We start from the raw sequence: 22365 nt of genomic DNA on the forward strand, positions 1-22365 counted from the left end.
CTCTGTCATTTTAATTGTTGTTTTGCCTGCTCCCACAACTGATCCATTTCAGCCAACGACACCTGTTCTATATTTTTATGCTGCTGTTGTAACTGCTGTTCAATGAAAGCAAAGCGGGTTCTAAATTTATGTACGGTACTCAGCAAAGCCATTTCGCTGGACAGATTCAGTTTACGGCCAACATTAATTAAAGAAAATAAACAGTCACCCAGCTCATCCAGAATTTCGTCGGAATTTTGCCGATCCACCGCCTGTTTCAACTCCTGCAACTCTTCATCGACTTTCTGCATCGCGCCAGTGACATCGGGAAAATCAAAGCCAATCTGCGCGACATTGTGCTGTAACTGCTGAGCCTGCTGAATGGCCGGGCCATGTTTGACCTCAGATAAGCGCGATGCAGGTTTGCCGGCTTTTTCCTGCTGTTTAATCTGCTGCCACAATGCACTGACATCTTCCGGGCTTAAGGCCGCAAACTGCTCGGGCTGAAATACATGCGGATGACGGCGAATCATTTTATCGGTAATGGCCTGCACCACATCCTGAAAGTCAAAAGCACCCTGCTCGCTATACATTTGCGACTGGAATACCACTTGCAGCAATAGATCGCCCAGTTCCTCTTTGACGTCCTGAGCATGACCACTGCGCACGGCCGCTTCGACTTCATAGGCTTCTTCAATCGCATACTTGGTCAGCGATTCTGGGGTCTGCTTCTGGTCCCACGGACATTGCTCACGAAGCTGTTTCATCACTGCCAATAACTGATCCATGCCGATTTCTACCTTCTTCAACCATCATCTACATAAAAATATTTGCTATGCTCTCAACAGAACCACACGTTGAAAAACAAAAACACAAGGAGTTAGCCACATGCACAGTATCTTCATTAGTGGCGCAGCACAAGGCATTGGTGCAGCAGTGGCCCGCTTATTTTATCAGGCGGGTTATAAAGTCGGAATTTATGATTTAAATGTTGCGCTGGCCGAGCAACTGGCGCAGCAGCTGGGTCCTAATGCGCAAGCCGGCGGGCTGGATGTCGCGGATTATGCGCAGTGGCAAACGGCTTTGGCGCGTTTTGTAGACTGGGCTGGCGAGCTGAATATTTTAGTCAACAATGCCGGCATTTTATATTCGGGTGCTTTTGAAGACACCGAGATTCAGGCGCATCAGCGCACCATGCAAGTTAATGTCAATGGGGTACTAAATGGCTGTCATGCCGCACTGCCTTATTTAAAACAGGCGACTTTTGCCCGGGTGGTGAACCTGTCGTCAGCTTCGGCCATTTATGGACAGGCCGATCTGGTGTCGTATTCGGCCAGTAAATTTGCGGTACGCGGTATAAGCGAAGGGCTGGATGTAGAATGGCAAAAATACGGTATCCGGGTGCTGGATGTGATGCCGCTGTTTGTACAAACCGCCATGGTCAAAGATATGGATGCCGGCACCATCCAAAATATGGGGGTACATTTAAGCGCGGAAGATGTGGCCGATGAAATTTTCAGTTGTGTTACGCGAAAAAGCTCGCTATTTACCGCCACCCATCAGCCGGTCGGATTAAAAAGCAAATTCCTGTTTACCCTGTCGCGCCTAAGCCCGCAGTGGGTGAATCGTTATAGCAATATGTGGCTGGCACGGCGTCCAGACTAGAAACTGATGGCCATAAAAAAGCCCGAATCTGATTCGGGCTTTTTTTGTATCAAGTAAAAACCGCTTAACCGCGTTTAAATTTCTTCTCGGCTTTCTTAAACTTCTGTACATAACGACGACGACGCGCAGCAGTACGTTCATCCACCTGTGATTTACGTCCTTCAAACGGGTTCTCAGAGGTTTTAAATTCAATCTTCACCGGAGTTCCTTCCAGCTTATAGACCTTACGGAACACGTTTTCCAGGTAACGACGATAATCGGCCGGGGTTTTATCCACCTTGTTACCGTGAATTACAATCGTTGGCGGGTTCTGGCCTCCCATGTGTGCATAACGCATTTTAATGGCACGACCCTGCACTTTTGGCGGATGGTGCGCTTCAGTTGCATCATTCAGAATCTGAGTCAGTTTGGCTGGTGATACTTTTAAGCGCGAAGACTCATAAGCACGATGAATCGATGGATAAAGATCACCCACCCCAGTGCCATGCAGCGCTGAAATCAGGTGAATACGCGCCCAAGGAATAAAGTCAAAGCGGCGCTCGACATCCAGCTTACACTGCTTGCGATCATATTCAGACATGTTGTCCCATTTATTGATCGCAATCACCATGGCACGGCCAGCTTCCAGCGCATAACCAATCAGGTGCAGGTCCTGCTCGACAATCCCTTCACGCGCATCGACCACCACAACCACCACGTTGGCATCTTTCATCGCCTGCAAGGTTTTTACAATCGAGAATTTCTCGATCATTTCATCGACCTTGCCTTTACGGCGTACACCGGCAGTATCAATCAGGGTGTATTTACGCCCTTCACGCTCAAACGGAATATAGATCGAGTCACGTGTTGTGCCCGGCTGGTCAAAAGCAACCACGCGCTCTTCACCCAGCAAACGGTTCACCAGCGTCGATTTACCCACGTTTGGACGACCAATAATCGCTAGACGCAGACCCGTGTCTTCATCACGCTCTTCCGGGTTTTCATCTTCCGGCACATCTTGCAGTACTTCTTCCAGCATCTGCTGAACACCGCGACCATGGCTGGCGGCCACTTGCATTGGCTCGCCCATCCCCAGTTTAAAGAATTCAACCAGCGCGGCTTCTGCATGTACGCCATCGACCTTGTTGGCCACCAGAAAGACTTTTTTACCCAGCGTACGCAGTTCACGGGCAATCTGCTCATCCGAAGCCAGCAGACCGGCACGCGCATCGACCACGAAGATGATCATATCGGCTTCATGGATGGCGGTTTTCGACTGCTCGGCCATGTAAGAATCGATACCACCTTCAGATTCGCCAATACCGCCGGTATCGACCACGATGAAGGATTTATTCTGATAGGTCGCATCACCATATTTACGGTCACGCGTCAGGCCGGCAAAGTCTGCGACCAGAGCATCACGACTCTTGGTGATCTGGTTAAACAACGTTGATTTTCCGACGTTCGGACGACCAATGAGCGCAATTACGGGTTTCATAGATTAACCTTTATTTGAGATCAGTCCACTACACGGGTCTGAACATCAGAAACAAATGGGAAGAAAAAATTTGAGTCAAAGACCTGAATAAAAACACGGGGCATTGAACATTCAATCACCCCGCGTTAAAAAATACGGAAATTGTCGCCTAGTTTAACATAAGGCAACAAAAAGTTAACGGTTTTGCCAAATGCTGAATGCACCCTTTTGCGTACCAACATATAACTGGTTGTCGATGACACGTAAAGAACGCACTTCACCGCTGGTTTTGGCGCGACCAATCAGCTGACCGTTGCTCGGGTTAAACAGATGCAAGACACCATCCATATCTCCCACCACCAGGTCCTGACCCAGCATTACCGGGTTACTTAAACGACGGTTAAGCAACTGGTCATTTTCCCACAGCTTCTGGCCACTGGTAATTTCATAAGCCACTAAACGGCCATCGGCACTGGCGACAAAAACCCCATTGCCGACCACTTCCGGACGTTTGGTGCTGCTCAGGTCTTCGCTCCAAACCACTTGCTGTGAAGCCAGATCAGTGACGGTCACCTGGCCCTGGAAGCTGGTAGTGACCAGGAACTGGCCAGCTACTACCGGATCGCCATCAATATCATTTAAACGCTGAATATCGGAGCGACCTTCACTGATGGCCACACGGCGCTGCATACGCGGCGTACCGGTCACCACATCAATTGCATAAATATAAGCATTGGCGGTTGCTACCAGCACGGTACGCGGATCAACCGCTACCGGTGCAGCGCTACCACGCAGGCTAAACTGGACATTCGGCAAATTGTAAGTCCACATTTGCTGGCCAGTCGCCAGGTTATGCGCATAGACAATACCATCATTGCTGATGGTCACCACACGGTTGGCATGCACCAGCGAAGGTGCCAGAATGGCGCCAGTCAATTGTGCGGTCCATTTTTTCTCACCTGTAGCCTGATCCAGTGCAAACAGTTGGCCTTTCTGATTCCCAACAATCACCAGACCTTCTGCCGCTTCTACACCTGAGCTGAGCCCCTGTTTGCTGACTTCGGTCTGCCACAAACGCTGCTTGCCACGATAGGCTGCTACTTCACCTTTAGGATCAATATTAAATACCACGCCATTATCGACATCTAGCTGTAAACGCAGCGGATCTTCTTCAGCAGTCGATGAGGTGTTTTGAGAAAATACAGGCACCAGGGTTTTGGCCTGTTGCAGTTTTGGCAAAGGATTCGGTTTTACTTTTTCAACTTTAATGCTGTTGCTTGAACAGCCAACCAATGCAAGGCTTAAAACAGTTAGTGCAAACGGGATCTTATATTTTCTATTCATTCAGTTTCATCCACTTGTGTGTCGATTACAGGACGTTCAATTTCAGGATCATCAACTAAAACGCCGACACTTTCGAGTTTAATTTGTAAAATTTGACGTTCCTGTTGACGTTCAAGTAACGCATTCCATGCGTTCTGATACGCTTTTTTGGCATTTTCAATATCATTTTTCGCCACGTACACATCACCACGCGCTTCTTCAGCTGTTGCTTTAAAGGCAGGATCGTTGACGGCAGACAAGGTTTTCAGTGCCTCATCATATTTCTTTTGTGCCAATTGCGCATAGGCCAAACGCAGTTTTAATACCTGCATTAAGCCGGCATCATCGACTTTAGAATTTTCAACTTTCTTTAAGGCTTTTTCTGCACCGGCATAATCGCCCTGATCATAGGCCAGTTTCGCCATTAAGAACTGGGTCTGAATGGCCTGGACGGAATCTGGTGCTTCTTTCACAATCTTATCGGCCGTGGTTGACAGATTCTGGAAAGCTTTGTCATCGCCTTCAGCCGCACGCGCCTCGTCCATCAGTTGCTGGACTTTGGCGGTGTTGGTCTGATCTTCAGCCAGGTTTTTCTTCTGCCAGTATTGCCATCCGAAAAAGGCAATCAGCGCAATCAAAATCCCGCTAATAATTGCAGAACCATATTTCTTAGCGAATGATTTTAAATGATCAAGTTGTTCATCATCACTTAATGCGCTCATTGAATTACCCTTTTCCTTATATTCTTTGGCTTATTTTGAAGAAAATTTTTCAATCATAAATGGCACAATCTCTGCCACAGCTACATCCAACTGCTCGGCAGTGGCCAGTTCTTTAACGGCGAAGCGCTGGTTTTCCCACTCACGCTCACCCAGAATTAAAGCATACAGTGCACCCGACTGGTCGGCTTTTTTCATCTGGCTTTTCATCGAGCCTTGTGAGCCGACTTTCAGGCGAATGGCACTACCACTGGCTTCAAGCTGGTCACGAATCTGCTCTGCCAGCACCAGTGCTTTACCTTGTGATGCCGGATCGGCCACCAGGAATACTTCACAATCGCGGCTTGGGCTGTTGTCTTCGACCTGTTCCAATAGAAGCAATAAACGCTCCATGCCCATGGCAAAACCAACTGCCGGAACCGACTGTTCTGGCTTGCCTTTTAACTGCCCCACCAGACCATCATAACGGCCGCCGGCACACACTGTCCCCTGTGAACCCAAATGGGTGGTGGTCCATTCAAATACAGTTTTGTTGTAATAATCCAGACCACGGACCAATTTTTGATTAATCACGAAGCTGACACCGGCATCAGTCAGATACTGCTGCAACAGGGCAAAATGCGCCATGGTGTCTTCACCCATAAAGTCGTGAAGTTTTGGTGCATTTTCCAGGATGCTTTGAGTTTTGGCATCTTTAGAGTCCAGAATACGCAGCGGGTTGGTGCTTAAACGGCGCTGAGAATCTTCATCGAGATCGGCTTTGTGCGTTTCCAGGAACTCAACCAAGGCGGCGCGATACGCGGCACGTTCATCTGACTCACCTAAAGTATTCAGTTCAAGTTGAACTTTATCTGCAACGCCCATACGTTTCCATAAACGCGCGGTCATTAAAATCAGCTCGGCATCCATATCTGGGGTAGCGACACCAAAAGTTTCCACACCAAACTGATGGAACTGGCGATAACGGCCTTTTTGCGGTTTTTCATAACGGAACATTGGGCCGATATACCACACGCGAGGCGTTGCACCGCGCAGCAGGTTATGCTCAAGCATGGCACGTACACAGCCTGCCGTACCTTCCGGACGTAAAGTCAATGACTCTGGCGGATTGCCTTTGTCCAGGAAGGTGTACATTTCTTTTTCAACGATATCGGTTGCATCACCAATGGAACGCTTGAACAGATGGGTCTGCTCAACCATCGGCAAACGGATTTGCTGATAACCATAAGCATCCATAAGACTGGACAGATGCTGTTCCAGACGTCTCCAAGCCGGGGTCTGGGTTGGGAGAATGTCATTAAAACCTTTGATTGCGACGATTGAACTCATGATCTACTCAGAAAAACCTGTGCGAATAATCTCTTTTGACTTAGCTTCTTCAAGCTCTTTAACACGTTGACGAACCATTGTTTCGATTTCATCAACCAATTGATTGGTATCAATTAAATGGCTCTTTTCACCATTACGATACACCAGTGAACGCGGACTTGCACCTACCACGCCAATATCAGCTTCTTTGGCTTCGCCCGGACCGTTAACTTTACAGCCAATCACCGACACATCCATTGGAGTGCGGACATCTTCCAGACGCTCTTCCAACATCTGCATGGCTTTAATCACGTTAAATTCCTGACGTGAACAGCTTGGGCAGGCAATGAAGTTAATGCCATTAGAACGCAGGCCGAGCGATTTTAAAATATCAAAGCCAATTTTGACTTCTTCTTCCGGCTCTGCTGCCAGGGAAATACGCATGGTGTCGCCAATGCCTTCCATCAGCAGGCCACCTAAGGCAATCGCTGATTTCACCGAACCGGTCCGATAGATTCCCGCTTCAGTCACACCTAAATGTAGCGGATTATCAATTTGCTGCGACAGCAAACGATAGGCATCCATGGTTAAAAATACATTCGATGCTTTCACCGAGACCTTAAATTCCTGGAAATCCAGACGGTCTAAAATATCAATATGGCGCATGGCCGATTCAAGCAAGGCTGCACCGGTCGGCTCGCCGTATTTTTTTTGAATATCTTTTTCCAGTGAACCGGCATTGACCCCAATCCGCATGGAAATATCATGATGTTTGGCCGCAGCCACCACTTCACGGATTTTCGCTTCCGAACCGATATTACCCGGGTTAATCCGCAGACAGTCAGCACCGAAATCGGCCACAGCCAAAGCAATTTTATAGTCGAAGTGAATATCAGCCACCAAAGGAACAGAGACCTGCTTACGGATTTCACCAAAAGCCTGTGCGGCTTCCATGCTTGGTACCGATACCCGCATGATGTCTGCACCAGCATCAACACAGCGCTGAATTTGCGCAACCGTTGCAGCGACATCACAGGTTTCGGTATTGGTCATACTCTGAATGCTGATTGGCGCATCACCGCCCACATAGACTGAACCGACACGAATTTTACGGGTTGGACGGCGTCGAATTGGATTCTCAATCATGATTTCGCTCTACTCTGTGCCATTAAGGCGACAAACGGAATTCCGCTTTGCCATTGACGGTATATGGAGACAATGAAATATTTTCATTGTTTAGACTTAATGACACTGCGGTTGCATCATCTAAACGAATCTGAAATGGTGCCTCACCAGTTAAATTCAAGCTGGACGCCTGACGGCCAGTGGCCAGCACCTTCCCGGTCGAATCCACAATATGAACCGACGTCGGACGGTTAAAGCTTAAAGACAGCTGATCGCCGGTCACGGCACTGCTGTTGTCTAAATTAATAATTTCGACATCAGACATTGGCACAATATTCTGCTCAGTGTCGCTCGACTGCGAAGATGACCAGTTTTGCACGGCCGCGATGATAATCCAGATTAAGGCCAGTGCCACTACCGCCAGCGCAATACGTTTTAACCATTTGCGGTTACGGTCACGATTCGAGCCAGGCAGTTTGCCCATAATTTTAATTGGGGAATTATTCAGGGCATGATTCGGCAGCATGCCGGTATCATTGGCATAGATTTCATCAAAACGCTGGATGATACTGGTGGCATCGACTTTTAAATATTTGGCGTAGGTGCGGTAATAACCCTTGATAAAGGTCGCTTCAGGCAGTGACTTGTATTCATCCTGCTCCAGCGCCGTCAGGGTTTTGACCGGAATATTCAATTCTTGCGCCACATCTTCAAGCTCAAGCTTCTGATTTTGACGGATTTGACGCAGATACTCACCTGGGCGTTGGATATTTCCTAATGCATTGGGCGCTACATTTGTATTTGATTGCGGTGAATTAGGATTTACTTCCATACGGCCTCAGTACTGTGCTGTAATTGCAAATAACGTTGATATTCCTGGCTTTCAGGGAACAATGCCCGAAGCTGATTGACCAGCACCTGCTGTCCCAACTGATCGCCATTTGCTCGTGCAACACGGATCCCAATCCACAATGCACGCGCACCTTGATTTTTTTGTCCCACAGCACGCACAAACTGTTCATACATTCTGGATGCTGCAGGAGTCTGCTGGTTGAAATAAAAAATTTCCGCCAACTCTAACATTGAAACATAGGAGTCACGGTTCGCCTGCAGAGCCTGCTTGAATGATTTTTCAGCATTCGCCATATCGCCCAGTTTCAGGTAAATCCGCCCCACGTTTTCCAATGCACGAAAACGTTGATCATAACCGAGTGTTGCCCCGGCAATACTCAGCTGTTCAATGGCATCATTATAGCGTTCAACCTGATACAAATACGTACCATAGTTGTTACGCGCCTGCGCATTGTTCGGATCGGCAGAGATGGCACGCTTAAAATACGTATCGGCCTTCTCCAGATTCAGCTTGCTTCCTTCTTGCTGTAGCAGCACGCCCATCATCATATTGGCCATGGAATCACGCGAATCTGTTTCCAGCGCCTGATCCAGGGCACGTTTGGCCGAGTCTAAATCACCCGATTTTAAATACTCGGCCGCCAGCTGGGTACGCACCTGAATTGCCTTTTCCGGATCTTTCGGACTTAAAGTAGGAGTTGTGGTTTGACAGCCGGTGCTCATCCATGCAGCCACACACAATGTGCTGATGGTTGTGAATTTATACATCAACTTAGTCAATGGACCTCTCCCCCTAAATTTAATTATCCTTGAGAGCGCATAATTTCATTTCGCTCTGCAACTTTCTTTTTCCATTGTTCCGCACGACGGGTACGGTCTGCCACCTGTCCCACCAGCTGGCCACACGCTGCATCAATATCATCACCGCGTGTCTGACGAATCGTACACACAAATCCGGCATCAGACAAAGTTTTTTGGAAAGAAATAATCCGGTTCCGGCTTGAACGGCCATATGGCGCATGCGGGAACGGGTTAAACGGAATTAAATTGATTTTGCTTGGCAGGTCTTTGAGCAGCTTGATCATCTCTTTGGCATGTTCAATGCTGTCATTCACGCCATCGAGCATGACATATTCAATGGTCACGTGCTTACGCGCACTTTCGTTGCCATCTTTTTTGATATAACGCTGGCAGGCTGCAATCAGCTGTTCCAGTGGATATTTCTTGTTGATTGGCACCAGCTCATTGCGCAGTTCATCGTTGGTGGCGTGTAAAGAAATCGCCAGCGCGACATCAATATCTTCAGCCAGCTGGTCAATTTTTGGCACTACACCCGAGGTCGACAGCGTTACACGGCGTTTTGACATGCCATAGGCGAAGTCATCCAGCATAATACGCATCGAGTTTAAGACCGCATCATAGTTCAGCAGCGGCTCGCCCATGCCCATCATCACCACGTTCGTCACCGAACGCTCACGATCCGCGATAGGCACATCTTCCATATAGGAATAGTTTGCCATCCACAACTGACCAATAATTTCCGCTTGGGTTAGGTCACGTTGGAAGCCCTGTTTACCAGTTGAGCAAAATGAGCAATCCAGTGCACAGCCCACCTGTGAAGAAATACACAGGGTCTTACGTGAACCAGTTTTATCTTCTGCTGGAATCAGTACGGTTTCAACCAGTGAGCCTTCCCCATCACCCACACGGAATACCCATTTACGGGTACCGTCTTTGGAGAAGTTTTTATGCACCACTTCTGGCGCTTTAATTTTACAAATCTTTTCCAGCTTTTCACGCAGCTTGCCTGAGATATTGGTCATCTCAGAAAAATCAGTCACGAAATACTGGTGAATCCATTTCATCACCTGCCCGGCACGGAATTTCTTCTCACCCATATCTTCGAAGAATTTTTCCATTTGCGGACGTGACATGCCAAGTAAGTTCACTTTCTCCACAGTTTTTTCCTGTGCAGGAGCGGATGGAGTGTGTTGCTGTGCATCAGAAACGGCTGATACAGCGACTGCTTCAGTACTCATGTGTGTTACCTAAACCATGTCTAAAGATGAAAGGAGAAGCTCAATATGTGAGCAAAGGATTATTCAGAGAATAAAAAAACCAGATAAGTATAATAACACTTATCTGGTTTGAATACTGCGTATTAACGAGTACGTGGAGCAATCTCAGTTTGAGCGAAGAAGTAGTTAATTTCGCGGTCAGCAGATGCTACAGAGTCAGAACCGTGAGCAGCGTTTTCGTCGATGCTTACAGCGAAGTCTGCACGGATAGTGCCAGGAGCCGCTTCTTTAGGGTTAGTTGCGCCCAGGATTTCACGGTGAGCAAGAACTGCGTTTTCACCTTCAAGAACTGAAACAACCACTGGACCAGAAGTCATGAACGCAACTAAGTCAGCGAAGAAACCACGTTCTTTGTGCTCAGCGTAGAAGCCTTCAGCTTCAGCTTGAGTCAAGTGTTTCATTTTAGTTGCAACGATTTTAAGACCCGCTTTTTCAAAACGTGCGAAGATTTCGCCGATTACGTTTTTAGCAACTGCGTCTGGTTTAACGATAGATAATGTACGTTCGATAGCCATGATTGGCTCCTTAAAGTCAAAGTTGACAGAAATTTTGCCGCATTATACCGAAAAATGGGCTTTTTTCTGCGTTTAATCTGTAAAAAAATCGGTTTTTTGAGGTCGCTGTTAACGTGCTTCGTCAATCCATGCCATTTGAATGGCTTCTAACAGACCTTCGGTTGACTTGGTCGGATCATCTTCAAAATCTGGAAGTGCACAAACCCAGGCATGCAGGTCAGTAAAACGGATCCATTGCGGATCGACATCTGGATGTGCTTCATACAATTCAATAGCGATATCGATGCTATCTGTCCAACGTAAACCCATGTCTATTCCTAAGGCAGTTTAGTGTGATGCACTACTTTAGCAAATTTTGCAAATGCTGTACCAGCTTTGACAGGCCGTACCGCCGGTGAATGGGCTATAGCGCAATTTCCAGATACGGCGCAGCCGAAATAATGCAGCTGGCCACCAGACCGCCAATTAGTGCACCGACCGCCACATCACTTGGATAATGCAGCCCCAGCACCATACGTGATAGCGCCACCAGAATGGTAAAAGGTAACATCAACACCAGCAGTAGCGGCTGAATATAGCCCAGCACTGTGGTAATCATGACCGCATGCAAAGTGTGACCGGAAGGAAAACTAAAGTGATCAAGCGGACGCTCGCCCAGGCGGATCACCTGATGTACCTGATAAGGACGGGGACGCACCGTTTTGCTTTTAAGCAGTTTATAGATGCCCGTACCGACCGATCCACCTAACAGCAAGTAGATAATCTGTAATCCATACAGCAGACCCTGCCATAACCAGACTGTGGCCAACATGACATACCAGAATAAACCGTCGCCTAAGCGGCTCACCACTTTAAAGAAATAAGCCACCCGTTCGGAGTGGGAAAAATGATTGAGATACAAACAGCCTTTCAAGTCGAGATCAAGTATTCTTATTTTTGCATTTTTAAGTTTCATTCTATGCTCTCCTTTAAGCTTGAGCTTAAAATCTAGGTCGTCATATGCGACTCCTGCACCACCCGATAAAGTGCCTGTTCAAATTGTTGGATCGGATATTGCCAGCCGATATGCTGGGTAGATTCACGGGCTTTTTTACCCATCTGTCTTAATACTTTTGCGCTTGGTAACTGATAAATCGAACGCATAATTCCGGCGACATCACCCAGTGGACTAAGCCAGCCGGTTTCATCTTGCTTGACATGCAAATTGGCACAAGCATAGTCATACGCCACGACTGGCAAGCCGCTGGCCATGGCTTCAAGCACCACATTACCAAAGGTTTCTACCTGACTGGCAAAGACAAACACATCGGCACTAGCATAAGCTTCAGCCAGTTTTTGTCCGCTTAAGCTGCCCATAAAAATGACTTCGCCATCGGTGTTCAGCCCTTCCAGACGTTTCAGGTCCGGACCATCGCCTACTACCACCAGCTTGGTTGGATATTTGGCAATGGACTGCATGGCCCGATAGGCATCAATCACCACATTCACTTCTTTTTCTGGCGACACCCGGCCCACATAAATCAGCACCCGGGTCTGTTCATCGGCGCCCCAACGTAAACGTAAGGCTTCTGAACGATGTTGCGGTGAGAACCTGTCGACGTCGACCCCACGACCAACGACCACCAGTGGGCCTTCCACACCAAACTGGCGTAAAGACTGCTCGGTATCGGTACTGGGTACACAGGTCAGTTGCGTATTGTTATGGAACCAGCACAGATAACGCTGGATCGGTTTAACCAGAAAAGCCAGGTCAAAAAAGCGGCTAAAGTCCTGAAAGGCAGAGTGGAAGCCGCTAGACACCGGAATCTGCTTGGATTTTGCCACCTGTAACGCAGCCAGACCCAGCGGCCCTTCGGTCACCACATGCACGATATCTGGCTCAAACTCATCCATGGCAGTGGAGAGTTTATAAAGCTGTGGCCAGCCAAACTGCAGATGACCATATTTCGGAATAGACTGCGCCTTGACCAGACATTCTTTGTTGGGACTAAAATCGGTACAAGGTTGTTTTTGTTCAGGACGAATCAGTAGAATTTTATGTCCCAGTTTTTGCAATCCTTTGCACAGTTGTAATAATGAATTGGCTACACCATTAATTTCTGGCGGCCAGGTTTCTGTCACTAACGCAATTCTTAAACGAGGTCGCACCAGCTCTTCAATTTCAATGACTTCATTAATCGCGTTTTTTTGTTTTTCCTGTTTAAAATAAAATTTAAAATTCTCAGGAATATTAGGCGACTTTAATACCAGTGTGCGTGAAGACGCTGACATCCGCGTATTCCTCTGTTGTTGTTGTCTGCCCAGCATAATCCTTACAGTTTGCAGTTTTATGATAAATTCATGAAATTAATTTCATACTTGTATCAAACTCGTGGTATTGCACCCGCCTGGTTAGAGCCTTGGAAAAATATTCGATATTTCCAATATTTAAAGCATAATTAAAACATCAAATTAATATATAGACTGTCCCGGTATACACCGGCAGGTGTTCTTGCCGTTGGACGTTCCATTAATTGTACCAACACCACAAATTTATCTTGACCAGTGGGAGCCTGACTAAGCGGAACATTCCAGCGTGAAGAGCTGGCACCACTAATATTCATCTGGGTTCTGAGCTTATAATTCTTCTCATTCACCAGATAACTGCTGCCTGTACTATTCACCAGATTTCGGCTATTAAACTTAATGGCATAACGACTATCACAATTCACCGAAAAGGAAGTCGCAGCCTGACTTAAATAAGAGGCATTCAAATTTAATTGGGTTGCCGTTAAACGCTCGATTTGGCATTGTCTCGCATGTGCCAGAGACAGACTGCTGCTGATACAACAGACTAAAAACAGTACACTCGCTTTCATTACCCCTACTCCTTTTATTTACACACAAGTTCAACTGGTACAGTTATATCTTGTGCCTGAGCTGAAACCTGTAATACAGCACTACAGGTTTGCGCCTCTCGGGTTTTAATCCGGACACTATAATTCCCTGGAATCAAGCCATATAAAGTGACCGTTCCATCCGAACCAATCGGATAAACCTCGCCACCTTCATTGTTAATATGCAGCTCTGATCCCGGTACAAAACTGCGATTTTGGACATCTACCGGCCGGATACGAACCTGTTTAGCATGGAAAACCGGGAAATTGATTTTGTAGCCGCGCTGGTTTAACGCGGTAATTTGTTTACTTGAATAAAGAATTTTATCTTCGATAGGTAACTGGTTTTCATCAAAGGCGATGTCGTATTTCACATAAGGAATAATGTCATGCACAAAGGCATAGCCGTCTTTGTTGGTTTTATCGACATAAACCAGTGAGCGTAGAATATCAATATCTTGATAATCCCCGACTTTGACCAAACCAAAAGCATGTTCAACAATTTTGGTAAAACTTAACTGATTACCCAGCCAGACAACAGCACCACGATAAGCCAGTTGCGAGTCACGCGTTTCCTTGCCCTGAACATGGTAAAAATCTAGATCACCTACCTTGGTTTTCAGCAGGCCATTTACATTATAAAGTGTGTCATCATTGCGATGATTCACACCGACAGCATAGTCAAAGCCGACCTGACTCGAGTCACTTTTCACTAGCTGCAGGTTGGTGTTCTGGTCTGCAGACTGACTAAAATAGACGGATTTATCATTATCAAAATTATAACTAAGAGATAATATCCCGCCAGAATCTTTACGATCGCCAAAAGCATTGAAATAACTGAGCCCGACAGCAAATCGGCGTCCAAAATTCCGGTTAAATCCGACATTGATCACCCGCTGGTTCTGCTGTTCAAATTCAGGATGATCATAGTATTTCTGTTCAGCATAGTTCAGATTAATATTGTGCACATAAGGCACATTGGTCAGCCCTAAATACACCAGATTTTCAAATTTTGGATAATTCGAAACATTGTCCAGATCATCGCCTAAAAACTTAAAATCCCGTTCGGTATACTTGGAACTGGCACCCAGTGAAAAATTCCCGAAATCTTTGCTGGCGGATAAACCATAGGAATAGTTCATCTGATTCCGGTCATCATGCGAGGCCATGACCACACTGTCTACAATTAAAATATTACTGATGGCCTGAGTCCACATAACCCCTGCATTCTGAATATCTTCACTATAGGACAGGTTGGTTCCCAAGGTGGTTGCGTTAGACAGCCCCCTGCGGTAAAAGCCATTAACAAAGAAATCCCGATAATCGCTACTGTCCAGATTGTAGTTATAACGCAGCTTACCTAAGGCAATATTATATTCATTCAGGCCATCACGTAATAAACGGTTAGTGACCAGCACTGGAAAAGTTTGCACACTGCGATTACCTAAAACATCTTCAACTACAATTTGTGCATCACCCGCCTGCTGAATTTGCGCCCCTGTTTCCAGCATGTAATCACCCGGGCTGACTTTCTGGCTATAAATACTCACCCCGTTAATAAACAGCTCAACAGTAGATGGAATACGCGCGCTACCCTGTAAGGTTGGAATATTCCAATAGACAAAACTTGGTCGCTCGGTGTAGTTGGTTCCCCAGTTTAAACCGGCAAAACGCAAAGAGTTAATTAACGGGTTATAGGTTGTTGTGGTGTCGCCCAGGGTTAGACGGGTCATGCTTTCCGGAAATTCCAGATCAAAACTGCTATTTAAACGTACCACCTGCTCCTCGACAGAGGTATTCTGATACAGCACCGAATTCTTGAGAATCCAGTAATCTTTAAAGATCCCCAACTCGGCCAGACCACTATAAGCTTCATTTGAATCGCTGTTGGCATAGACCCAGTCATAATTCATAAAGCCACCAAAACTGGCTTTTTCAGGAATCACTTTCTGGTTAAAAACGTTTAAATCGGATTGAAAATAGTGAGTGGGGATGGTTAATTTAATGGACTGCGATGAACTATCAAAAACCGCTTGAATATCGCCTTCACTGACCAGACAGAAATCCGCACGCTGCTGATGTTTCTTTAACTTCTGCACTTGAATTTGCCGTTCGGACAGCACATCACAACCCATATAATAATGCTGCCCTTCTGTGATTAAAATAATATCAGTATGATGATCAAGTTCATTAATCCACAGATTGGCAAGACTTTCTTCTACCGGATTTTCATTCGCATTCGCTGCGAAGCTAAATAAAATATGAACAACAATAAACCACCGATTTTTTATATTCATCGCAAATTCCCCCTATACCGCTAGTCCGAGAATTTAAGCTCCACCATGTTATCGTTCTTATCCGTAAAAAATTGGACAGTATACTTTTTTGGATCTGCAATCTTGGTTCCATTTAACTCATAGCTGTAATTCATTTTGGCCAATAAGTAAGCCATAGTATCGGCCTTAAACACTTCCTTCTTATTGGCATCAACAATCTTCAAATTATTAATCTGAACATGCGAATTGGCCTGATTTTGTGCAACCAGCCGGTTATTCTCAATATTAAATTTAACGTTCGTATCTTCCTGCTTACCGACAAATAAAGGCAGGTTAAAGCTGAGCAGAAAGTTAACTGAGGTTTCTTTCACGGCCTGTGGAATTTCTTCCACCAGAATGCGCCATGCACCCTCCTGATTACCGGTGAGTACCGACTCTAAAGGACGATTAAAACCAACACGGATAGTCTGTTTGCCATTCGGCTGCAGAATAAAGTTTTTGGGATTTAAAATAAGGGTGTCATCTGGTACTAAAACATTCTCACCATTGCCTTGTTGCGTCCATTTAAAGGCTTTAATTTCAAAAATTTTTGCTTCAGTTTCATCTGTAGATTCTAAAGTAAGCGTTGTGGTTCTTTGTTTAGCCTGACTGTTGATATACATCTGAACCGGGTCAATAGAAACACCTGCATAACTTGCAGATGCATAACACAGCGATGAAACTAAAAAGGCTATTATTTTTTTCATATTATTCCCCAGCTTTTATAACGAAAAAGCCTAACTTGGTCCGAAGACCAAGTTAGGCGAAACACTAAATTAGTAGAACACTTTGATTTTATAAGTGTCTGAATATGTACCTGCACGCTGGAATGGAGCTACTGCCGAGTTAGTAACCGAAACAGTATAGACATCATCTGCTAGACCAGCATGGTTACTGCTACCCCAAGCAATCGCACCACCACCTGTTTTTGTTGTTGTGATTGTAGTTGGAATACGTACTGTGCCATCATCTTCATGCTTAACATATGTACTTGCATTGGTACCATTGTTTGCAGTTGTAATATTTAATACATAGTGAGTATTACTTCTTACTGTATAGTTAGATGTTTTGGTACCACCGGCTTTGCTCAACTCAATTGCTGATCCGCCTTTAATTTCACATTTTTTTGGAACTTCTAGTTTAATTGGAATATCTTTTTCACAACCTAAAGTTGTACAGTTATTCCAGTTATGTTTACCACCTGGTTTACCAGCTGTTTCAGCTTCTGTTGCATAAATTGCTGATGAGCAAGTACCTGCAAATAATACCGCCATAGCTGTTTTAATTAATGTAGACATGTCGTGTTTCTCCATAACTTTAATATAAGAACCATTTTTCTAATCACTCACCCAAACCAGAATGTCTTTAGACTGATTAAAACCCGATCCTGAGCAAGTTCTTTTATTGTAGGTATTCCACAGAAAAAACCATCTATACGGGATTTTTCACACAAGGCTAAGTATTTATTTTTTAAAATTATTTTTCTTGCCTAATCGACTGTTTTTGGGCTAATTCTCTTTTTTTGGTGACCCAAATTCTCCTTGCTACTTGGGTCACTATTTTTAGGGAATTTTTTTCTAACCAGTTTTTTAAGATAAAAACAAATAGATGTTTTTTATAAAAAATATTAAATACCCTCAATAAACATTCCTTTACATTTATTACATTTTTTTTTAGTTTTCCTCGAAATATTGGAATTTTCCACCAAAAATTAGTTGAAATTTCACATATTATTAAGAAGCCTGACAATTTAAACAGATTATTTGATTGTTATTTTAAATATAAAATACTTAGTAATAGGGATAGCCTTATTCAATAAACTGTCAGGAAGAAATAATAAAATACATAAAGCACATCAGAAAAAACCAAAGCAGCCCAATCTGTTTTATTCCTGATTCATTTTTTACTTTTTTCGCATTTATTCATTTTTCACTCGACTTTTAATCTGAGTAAAAAATAATTCTTCTAAATAAAAGTATTTTTCAGCCAATTTAGTACCCCTATGCGATTAATTATCTCACTCAGTACAGTAGTTCTTTTTCATGCCGATGATCTGGCAGCGACGTCAATGCAGCGCCTTGAGTGAAGCGCAAGAAGTAGAAAAACAGTGTTTTGTATGAAGTACAAGGAAGAAAAGCACTCCTTTGAATGAAGCAAGGCACACAATATTAAATGTAAAAAAACCCACTCTAGTGAGTGGGTCTTCGCGTTCAAATCAAGTGATTCGAGAAATTAGTTCTTTTCTTTGTCTACGATTTTGTTTGCTTGAATCCAAGGTATGAGCAAGCTCAGAACACTGTTCTGAGTGAAGTGCAAGGAAAGAAAAGCACTGCTTTCTTTTCTTTAAGGCACGGAAGTTAACTTAACTCAGTAAGCTCTATTTTTAAATGACATAAAAAAGCCCCTGTGAAACACAAGGGCTTTTTGGCTCAGAAATTAGAACTTAGTTCTTTTCTTTATCAACGATTTTGTTTGCTTGAATCCAAGGCATCATCGCACGCAATTTAGCACCAGTCACTTCGATACCGTGAGCAGCATTTTGACGACGGCGAGCCGTCATAGATGGGTAGTTCAACGCACCTTCCTGGATGAACATCTTCGCGTATTCACCAGATTGAATACGTTTAAGCGCATTACGCATTGCTTCACGAGACTGTTCGTTGATGACTTCAGTACCTGTTACGTATTCGCCGTATTCAGCGTTGTTTGATACAGAGTAGTTCATGTCCGCGATACCGCCTTCGAACATTAAGTCAACGATCAATTTAAGTTCGTGTAGACATTCGAAGTAAGCCATTTCAGGCGCATAACCCGCTTCAACCAGAGTTTCGAAGCCCATTTTAACCAGTTCAACTGCACCACCACAAAGAACCGCTTGCTCACCGAACAGGTCAGTTTCAGTTTCTTCACGGAAAGAAGTTTCGATGATACCTGTACGGCCGCCACCTACGCCTGAAGCGTAAGAAAGTGCAAGGTTACGTGCATTACCAGAAGCATCTTGGTGAATCGCGATAAGATCAGGAACACCTGAACCACGTTGGTATTCAGAACGTACAGTGTGACCAGGTGCTTTAGGTGCAACCATGATTACGTCTAAGTCAGCACGTGGAACAACTTGGTTATAAAGAACAGAGAAACCGTGAGCAAATGCTAAAGTCGCGCCTTGCTTGATGTTTGGCTCAATCACGTCACGATAAAGTTGCGCTTGGAACTCGTCTGGAGTCAAGATCATCACCACGTCAGCTTGTGCAACTGCAGCAGGAACTTCAGCAACTTTAAGACCTGAATTTTCAGCTTTTTTCCAAGAAGCTGAACCAGCACGTAAACCAACAGTTACGTCAACGCCAGAATCTTTAAGGTTAAGCGCATGCGCGTGACCTTGTGAACCGTAACCAATGATCGCTACTTTCTTAGATTGGATGATAGATAAGTCGCAGTCTTTATCGTAAAAAATTTGCATTGCTGTCTCCGCTTAAATGCTTTTGATTCCTGTCCGCTAGGGCAATTTCATTATTCAGCTTGCTAGCGCCTCTCCCAGCCGAGAGAGGTGAATTCGTTGTTAAATTAAATAGTTAAAACTTTTTCGCCACGTGCGATACCCGATACGCCTGAACGCACCACTTCCAGAATGGTGTTCTCAGCCAACGCATCAATAAAGCCATCGAGCTTTTCTGTGGTACCGGCAATTTGAATGGTATAGGTCGTTGGTGTCACATCGACCACCTGACCACGGAAAATATCGGCAGTACGCTTGATTTCATCACGTGCTGAACCCAGTGCCTTGACTTTAATCAGCATCAGTTCACGCTCAATATGCGCACCTTCAGACAAATCTACCACTTTGACCACTTCAACCAGCTTGTTCAGCTGCTTGGTAATCTGCTCAATTTTGTGGTCATCACCATAAGTAGTGAGTGTCAAACGTGACAAAGTCGGGTCTTCAGTCGGTGCTACGTTCAGCGTCTCAATGTTATAACCACGTTGAGAGAACAAGCCCACTAAACGAGAAAGCGCACCAGCTTCGTTTTCAACGAGAACGGAAATAATGTGTCTCATTCTGTACGCTCCCCTTTTCCTAACCACATATCTTTCATGGACTGACCGGCAATCTGCATCGGATAAACGTGTTCAGTACGGTCAACCATCACGTTAATAAATACACATTTATCATTGATGGCCATGGCTTCAGCCAGCTTCGATTCAAGCTCATCGGCATGGTCAATCTGGATTCCCACGTGACCATACGCTTCCATCAGCTTGGCAAAGTCAGGTAAAGACTCTACATATGAGCTTGAGTGACGACCTTCATAGTTCATATCTTGCCACTGTTTTACCATACCCAAGGCACGGTTGTTCAGGCACAGAATTTTCACGTTCAAACCGTATTGCTTACAGGTCGACAGTTCCTGAATACACATCTGGATGGATGCTTCACCAGTAATACACACCACCTGCTGGTCTGGATACGCCAGTTTCGCAGCCATTGCATAAGGTAAGCCTACACCCATGGTGCCCAAGCCACCCGAGTTGATCCATTGACGTGGACGCTTATATTTGTAGTAAAGCGCACCAAACATCTGATGCTGACCAACGTCAGAAGTAATAATGGCCTCACCATTGGTCACTTTATCTAAAGCTTCAACCACCTGTTGTGGCTTCATGGTGCCATCAGTTGGCTTTTCATATTTCAGACCATGAACTTTACGCCATTCATTGATCTGCTCCCACCATGCTGCAATCGCTTCAGGATTTGGCTTCGACACATTCATCTGTTTCAGCTGTACCAGCATCTCCTGGAGTACAGGTTCAACTGCGCCCACAATTGGAATGTGCGCCATGATGGTTTTAGAAATTGTTGCCGGGTCAATATCAATATGAATGACTTTAGCATTCGGACAGAATTTTGCCGGATTGTTGGTGACACGGTCATCGAAACGCGCGCCGACACACAGAATCACGTCTGCATTGTGCATGGCCATGTTGGCTTCATAGGTACCGTGCATACCGAGCATGCCGATGAATTGCGGATCATCACCCGGGAATGCGCCCAAGCCCATTAAGGTATTGGTCACAGGATAACCCAGAATATGCGCCAGCTCAGTTAACTGTGCTGCGGCATTGCCCTGCACCACACCACCGCCTGAATAAATCACTGGACGTTTGGCATGAATCAGTTCATCAATCGCTTTACGGATTTGACCTGAGTGACCACGATGTGGTGGTTGATACGAACGCATCTTCACTTTTTCAGGATATTCGTAGGCAAATTTTTCTGCCGGATTGGTCGCATCTTTTGGAATATCAACCACAACCGGACCAGGACGGCCAGATGACGCGATATAGAATGCTTTTTTAATAATTGATGGAATTTCGCTGGCATGACGCACCTGGAAACTGTGTTTTACGATTGGTCGGGAAATCCCCACCATATCGGTTTCCTGGAACGCATCTTCACCAATTAAATGAGAAGCAACCTGACCTGACAGAATCACCATTGGAATGGAGTCCATATAGGCTGTTGCAATTGGAGTAACGGTGTTGGTTGCACCTGGACCTGAAGTCACCAGCACCACACCGGTCTTACCGGTTACGCGCGAGTAAGCATCAGCCATATGGCCTGCTGCCTGTTCATGGCGCACAAGGTAATGATTGATTTTGTCTTGTTGAAAGAACGCGTCGTAAATGTGTAAAACGGCGCCGCCTGGGTATCCAAATACATGTTCAACGCCTTCGTCCGCTAATGCACGAACGAGCATTTCACCACCAGATAAAAGTTCCAACGTGATTCACCCTAATCTTAATCACTGCGAAATGGGAGGCATTTGCAGCGTTTCATTAATTCATTGTTGCACTGTTATAGCACACATATTTCATAGTTTTCATCGCAATAGGAAAAATTTGTGATCTGATTGCTGATTGAGCAATATGAGATCTAAAAACATGTTGGGATAAACACGTTTCACAGCTTTGTTCAGCTTCTCGGCTAGAGAAGTTGCCCATTGCATGACATGACACTTATTCGAAGGGTGATCGATCTAAGGCATATAAAACTAAAGACAGCATTTTTGTAGTTTCGTCCCCTAAAGTCAAGTTTAAAAATTGGCTTTTTTCCTAAACTTGGCTGTGTGCCTGTTTTTTAAACATATCTAGTTTT

At 45.1% G+C, this 22365-nt stretch carries 21 protein-coding genes; 1 reads left to right on the forward strand and 20 read right to left on the reverse strand.

Going from position 1 to position 22365, the window contains the following annotated elements; translation table 11 throughout:
* Positions 1-5 precede the first annotated feature (5 nt).
* On the reverse strand, positions 6-767 hold the full coding sequence (gene mazG / locus FTU55_RS03860; protein WP_104487792.1) for a nucleoside triphosphate pyrophosphohydrolase: 762 nt from the start codon (positions 765-767) through the stop codon (positions 6-8).
* A 100-nt stretch (positions 768-867) separates the two neighbouring features.
* Here mazG and FTU55_RS03865 point away from each other — a divergent pair, with 100 nt between their 5' ends.
* A complete protein-coding gene (locus FTU55_RS03865) occupies positions 868-1644 on the forward strand; it encodes an SDR family oxidoreductase (protein ID WP_180046236.1) in 777 nt (258 codons plus the stop codon).
* Positions 1645-1708: 64 nt separating this feature from the next.
* On the opposite strand, the gene der is transcribed toward FTU55_RS03865, so the two are convergent.
* From der to FTU55_RS03960, 19 genes are all read right to left on the reverse strand, one after another.
* The gene (gene der, locus FTU55_RS03870) at positions 1709-3121 is read right to left on the reverse strand and encodes a ribosome biogenesis GTPase Der (protein WP_005182406.1); all 1413 of its coding nucleotides are present in this window, start codon (positions 3119-3121) and stop codon (positions 1709-1711) included.
* 174 nt (positions 3122-3295) lie between these two features.
* On the reverse strand, positions 3296-4444 hold the full coding sequence (gene bamB / locus FTU55_RS03875) for an outer membrane protein assembly factor BamB (RefSeq protein WP_180046237.1): 1149 nt from the start codon (positions 4442-4444) through the stop codon (positions 3296-3298).
* Positions 4441-5145 carry a tetratricopeptide repeat protein gene (locus tag FTU55_RS03880; protein WP_005182401.1) on the reverse strand — a complete coding sequence of 235 codons (705 nt, stop codon included), beginning with the start codon at positions 5143-5145 and terminating at the stop codon, positions 4441-4443. The genes bamB and FTU55_RS03880 overlap by 4 nt, the downstream gene beginning before the upstream one ends.
* A gap of 30 nt (positions 5146-5175) precedes the next feature.
* The gene (gene hisS / locus FTU55_RS03885) at positions 5176-6471 is read right to left on the reverse strand and encodes a histidine--tRNA ligase (protein WP_005182398.1); all 1296 of its coding nucleotides are present in this window, start codon (positions 6469-6471) and stop codon (positions 5176-5178) included.
* 3 nt (positions 6472-6474) lie between these two features.
* Positions 6475-7596 carry a flavodoxin-dependent (E)-4-hydroxy-3-methylbut-2-enyl-diphosphate synthase gene (gene ispG / locus FTU55_RS03890; protein WP_005182396.1) on the reverse strand — a complete coding sequence of 374 codons (1122 nt, stop codon included), beginning with the start codon at positions 7594-7596 and terminating at the stop codon, positions 6475-6477.
* 22 nt (positions 7597-7618) lie between these two features.
* Positions 7619-8407 (reverse strand): helix-turn-helix domain-containing protein, encoded by a 789-nt coding sequence (locus tag FTU55_RS03895; protein ID WP_127799074.1) that lies wholly within the window; start codon positions 8405-8407, stop codon positions 7619-7621.
* Entirely contained in the window at positions 8398-9195 is a 798-nt protein-coding gene (pilW, locus tag FTU55_RS03900; protein ID WP_104470591.1) for a type IV pilus biogenesis/stability protein PilW, read from the reverse strand. Before pilW ends, FTU55_RS03895 begins: the two co-directional genes overlap by 10 nt.
* A gap of 35 nt (positions 9196-9230) precedes the next feature.
* Positions 9231-10466: a 23S rRNA (adenine(2503)-C(2))-methyltransferase RlmN gene (gene rlmN, locus FTU55_RS03905; RefSeq protein ID WP_180046238.1), complete on the reverse strand. Its 1236-nt coding sequence runs from the start codon at positions 10464-10466 to the stop codon at positions 9231-9233.
* Positions 10467-10588: 122 nt separating this feature from the next.
* On the reverse strand, positions 10589-11020 hold the full coding sequence (gene ndk, locus FTU55_RS03910; RefSeq protein WP_180046240.1) for a nucleoside-diphosphate kinase: 432 nt from the start codon (positions 11018-11020) through the stop codon (positions 10589-10591).
* 108 nt (positions 11021-11128) lie between these two features.
* Positions 11129-11329 (reverse strand): Fe-S cluster assembly protein IscX, encoded by a 201-nt coding sequence (gene iscX, locus FTU55_RS03915; RefSeq protein ID WP_005182385.1) that lies wholly within the window; start codon positions 11327-11329, stop codon positions 11129-11131.
* Between the two features lie 94 nt (positions 11330-11423).
* Entirely contained in the window at positions 11424-11975 is a 552-nt protein-coding gene (locus tag FTU55_RS03920) for a phosphatase PAP2 family protein (protein WP_016659534.1), read from the reverse strand.
* A 32-nt stretch (positions 11976-12007) separates the two neighbouring features.
* Positions 12008-13291 carry a glycosyltransferase family 1 protein gene (locus FTU55_RS03925; RefSeq protein WP_163142800.1) on the reverse strand — a complete coding sequence of 428 codons (1284 nt, stop codon included), beginning with the start codon at positions 13289-13291 and terminating at the stop codon, positions 12008-12010.
* A 167-nt stretch (positions 13292-13458) separates the two neighbouring features.
* On the reverse strand, positions 13459-13878 hold the full coding sequence (locus FTU55_RS03930; protein WP_005182377.1) for a hypothetical protein: 420 nt from the start codon (positions 13876-13878) through the stop codon (positions 13459-13461).
* Between the two features lie 14 nt (positions 13879-13892).
* The gene (locus FTU55_RS03935; RefSeq protein ID WP_180046242.1) at positions 13893-16193 is read right to left on the reverse strand and encodes a fimbria/pilus outer membrane usher protein; all 2301 of its coding nucleotides are present in this window, start codon (positions 16191-16193) and stop codon (positions 13893-13895) included.
* 20 nt (positions 16194-16213) lie between these two features.
* Positions 16214-16918, reverse strand: a complete 705-nt coding sequence (locus tag FTU55_RS03940; RefSeq protein ID WP_016659537.1) for a molecular chaperone — start codon at positions 16916-16918, stop codon at positions 16214-16216.
* 69 nt (positions 16919-16987) lie between these two features.
* Complete coding sequence (locus FTU55_RS03945; RefSeq protein WP_180046244.1) at positions 16988-17509, reverse strand: hypothetical protein; 522 nt, start codon at positions 17507-17509, stop codon at positions 16988-16990.
* Positions 17510-18654: 1145 nt separating this feature from the next.
* Positions 18655-19671: a ketol-acid reductoisomerase gene (gene ilvC / locus FTU55_RS03950; RefSeq protein ID WP_005182373.1), complete on the reverse strand. Its 1017-nt coding sequence runs from the start codon at positions 19669-19671 to the stop codon at positions 18655-18657.
* Between the two features lie 104 nt (positions 19672-19775).
* The gene (ilvN, locus tag FTU55_RS03955) at positions 19776-20267 is read right to left on the reverse strand and encodes an acetolactate synthase small subunit (protein WP_005182370.1); all 492 of its coding nucleotides are present in this window, start codon (positions 20265-20267) and stop codon (positions 19776-19778) included.
* Positions 20264-21991 carry an acetolactate synthase 3 large subunit gene (locus tag FTU55_RS03960; RefSeq protein WP_035363671.1) on the reverse strand — a complete coding sequence of 576 codons (1728 nt, stop codon included), beginning with the start codon at positions 21989-21991 and terminating at the stop codon, positions 20264-20266. The genes ilvN and FTU55_RS03960 overlap by 4 nt, the downstream gene beginning before the upstream one ends.
* Positions 21992-22365 lie beyond the last annotated feature (374 nt).

This window comes from Acinetobacter sp. YH12117 (genome assembly GCF_013418865.1).
GTDB classification, from domain to species: Bacteria; Pseudomonadota; Gammaproteobacteria; order Pseudomonadales; family Moraxellaceae; genus Acinetobacter; species Acinetobacter indicus.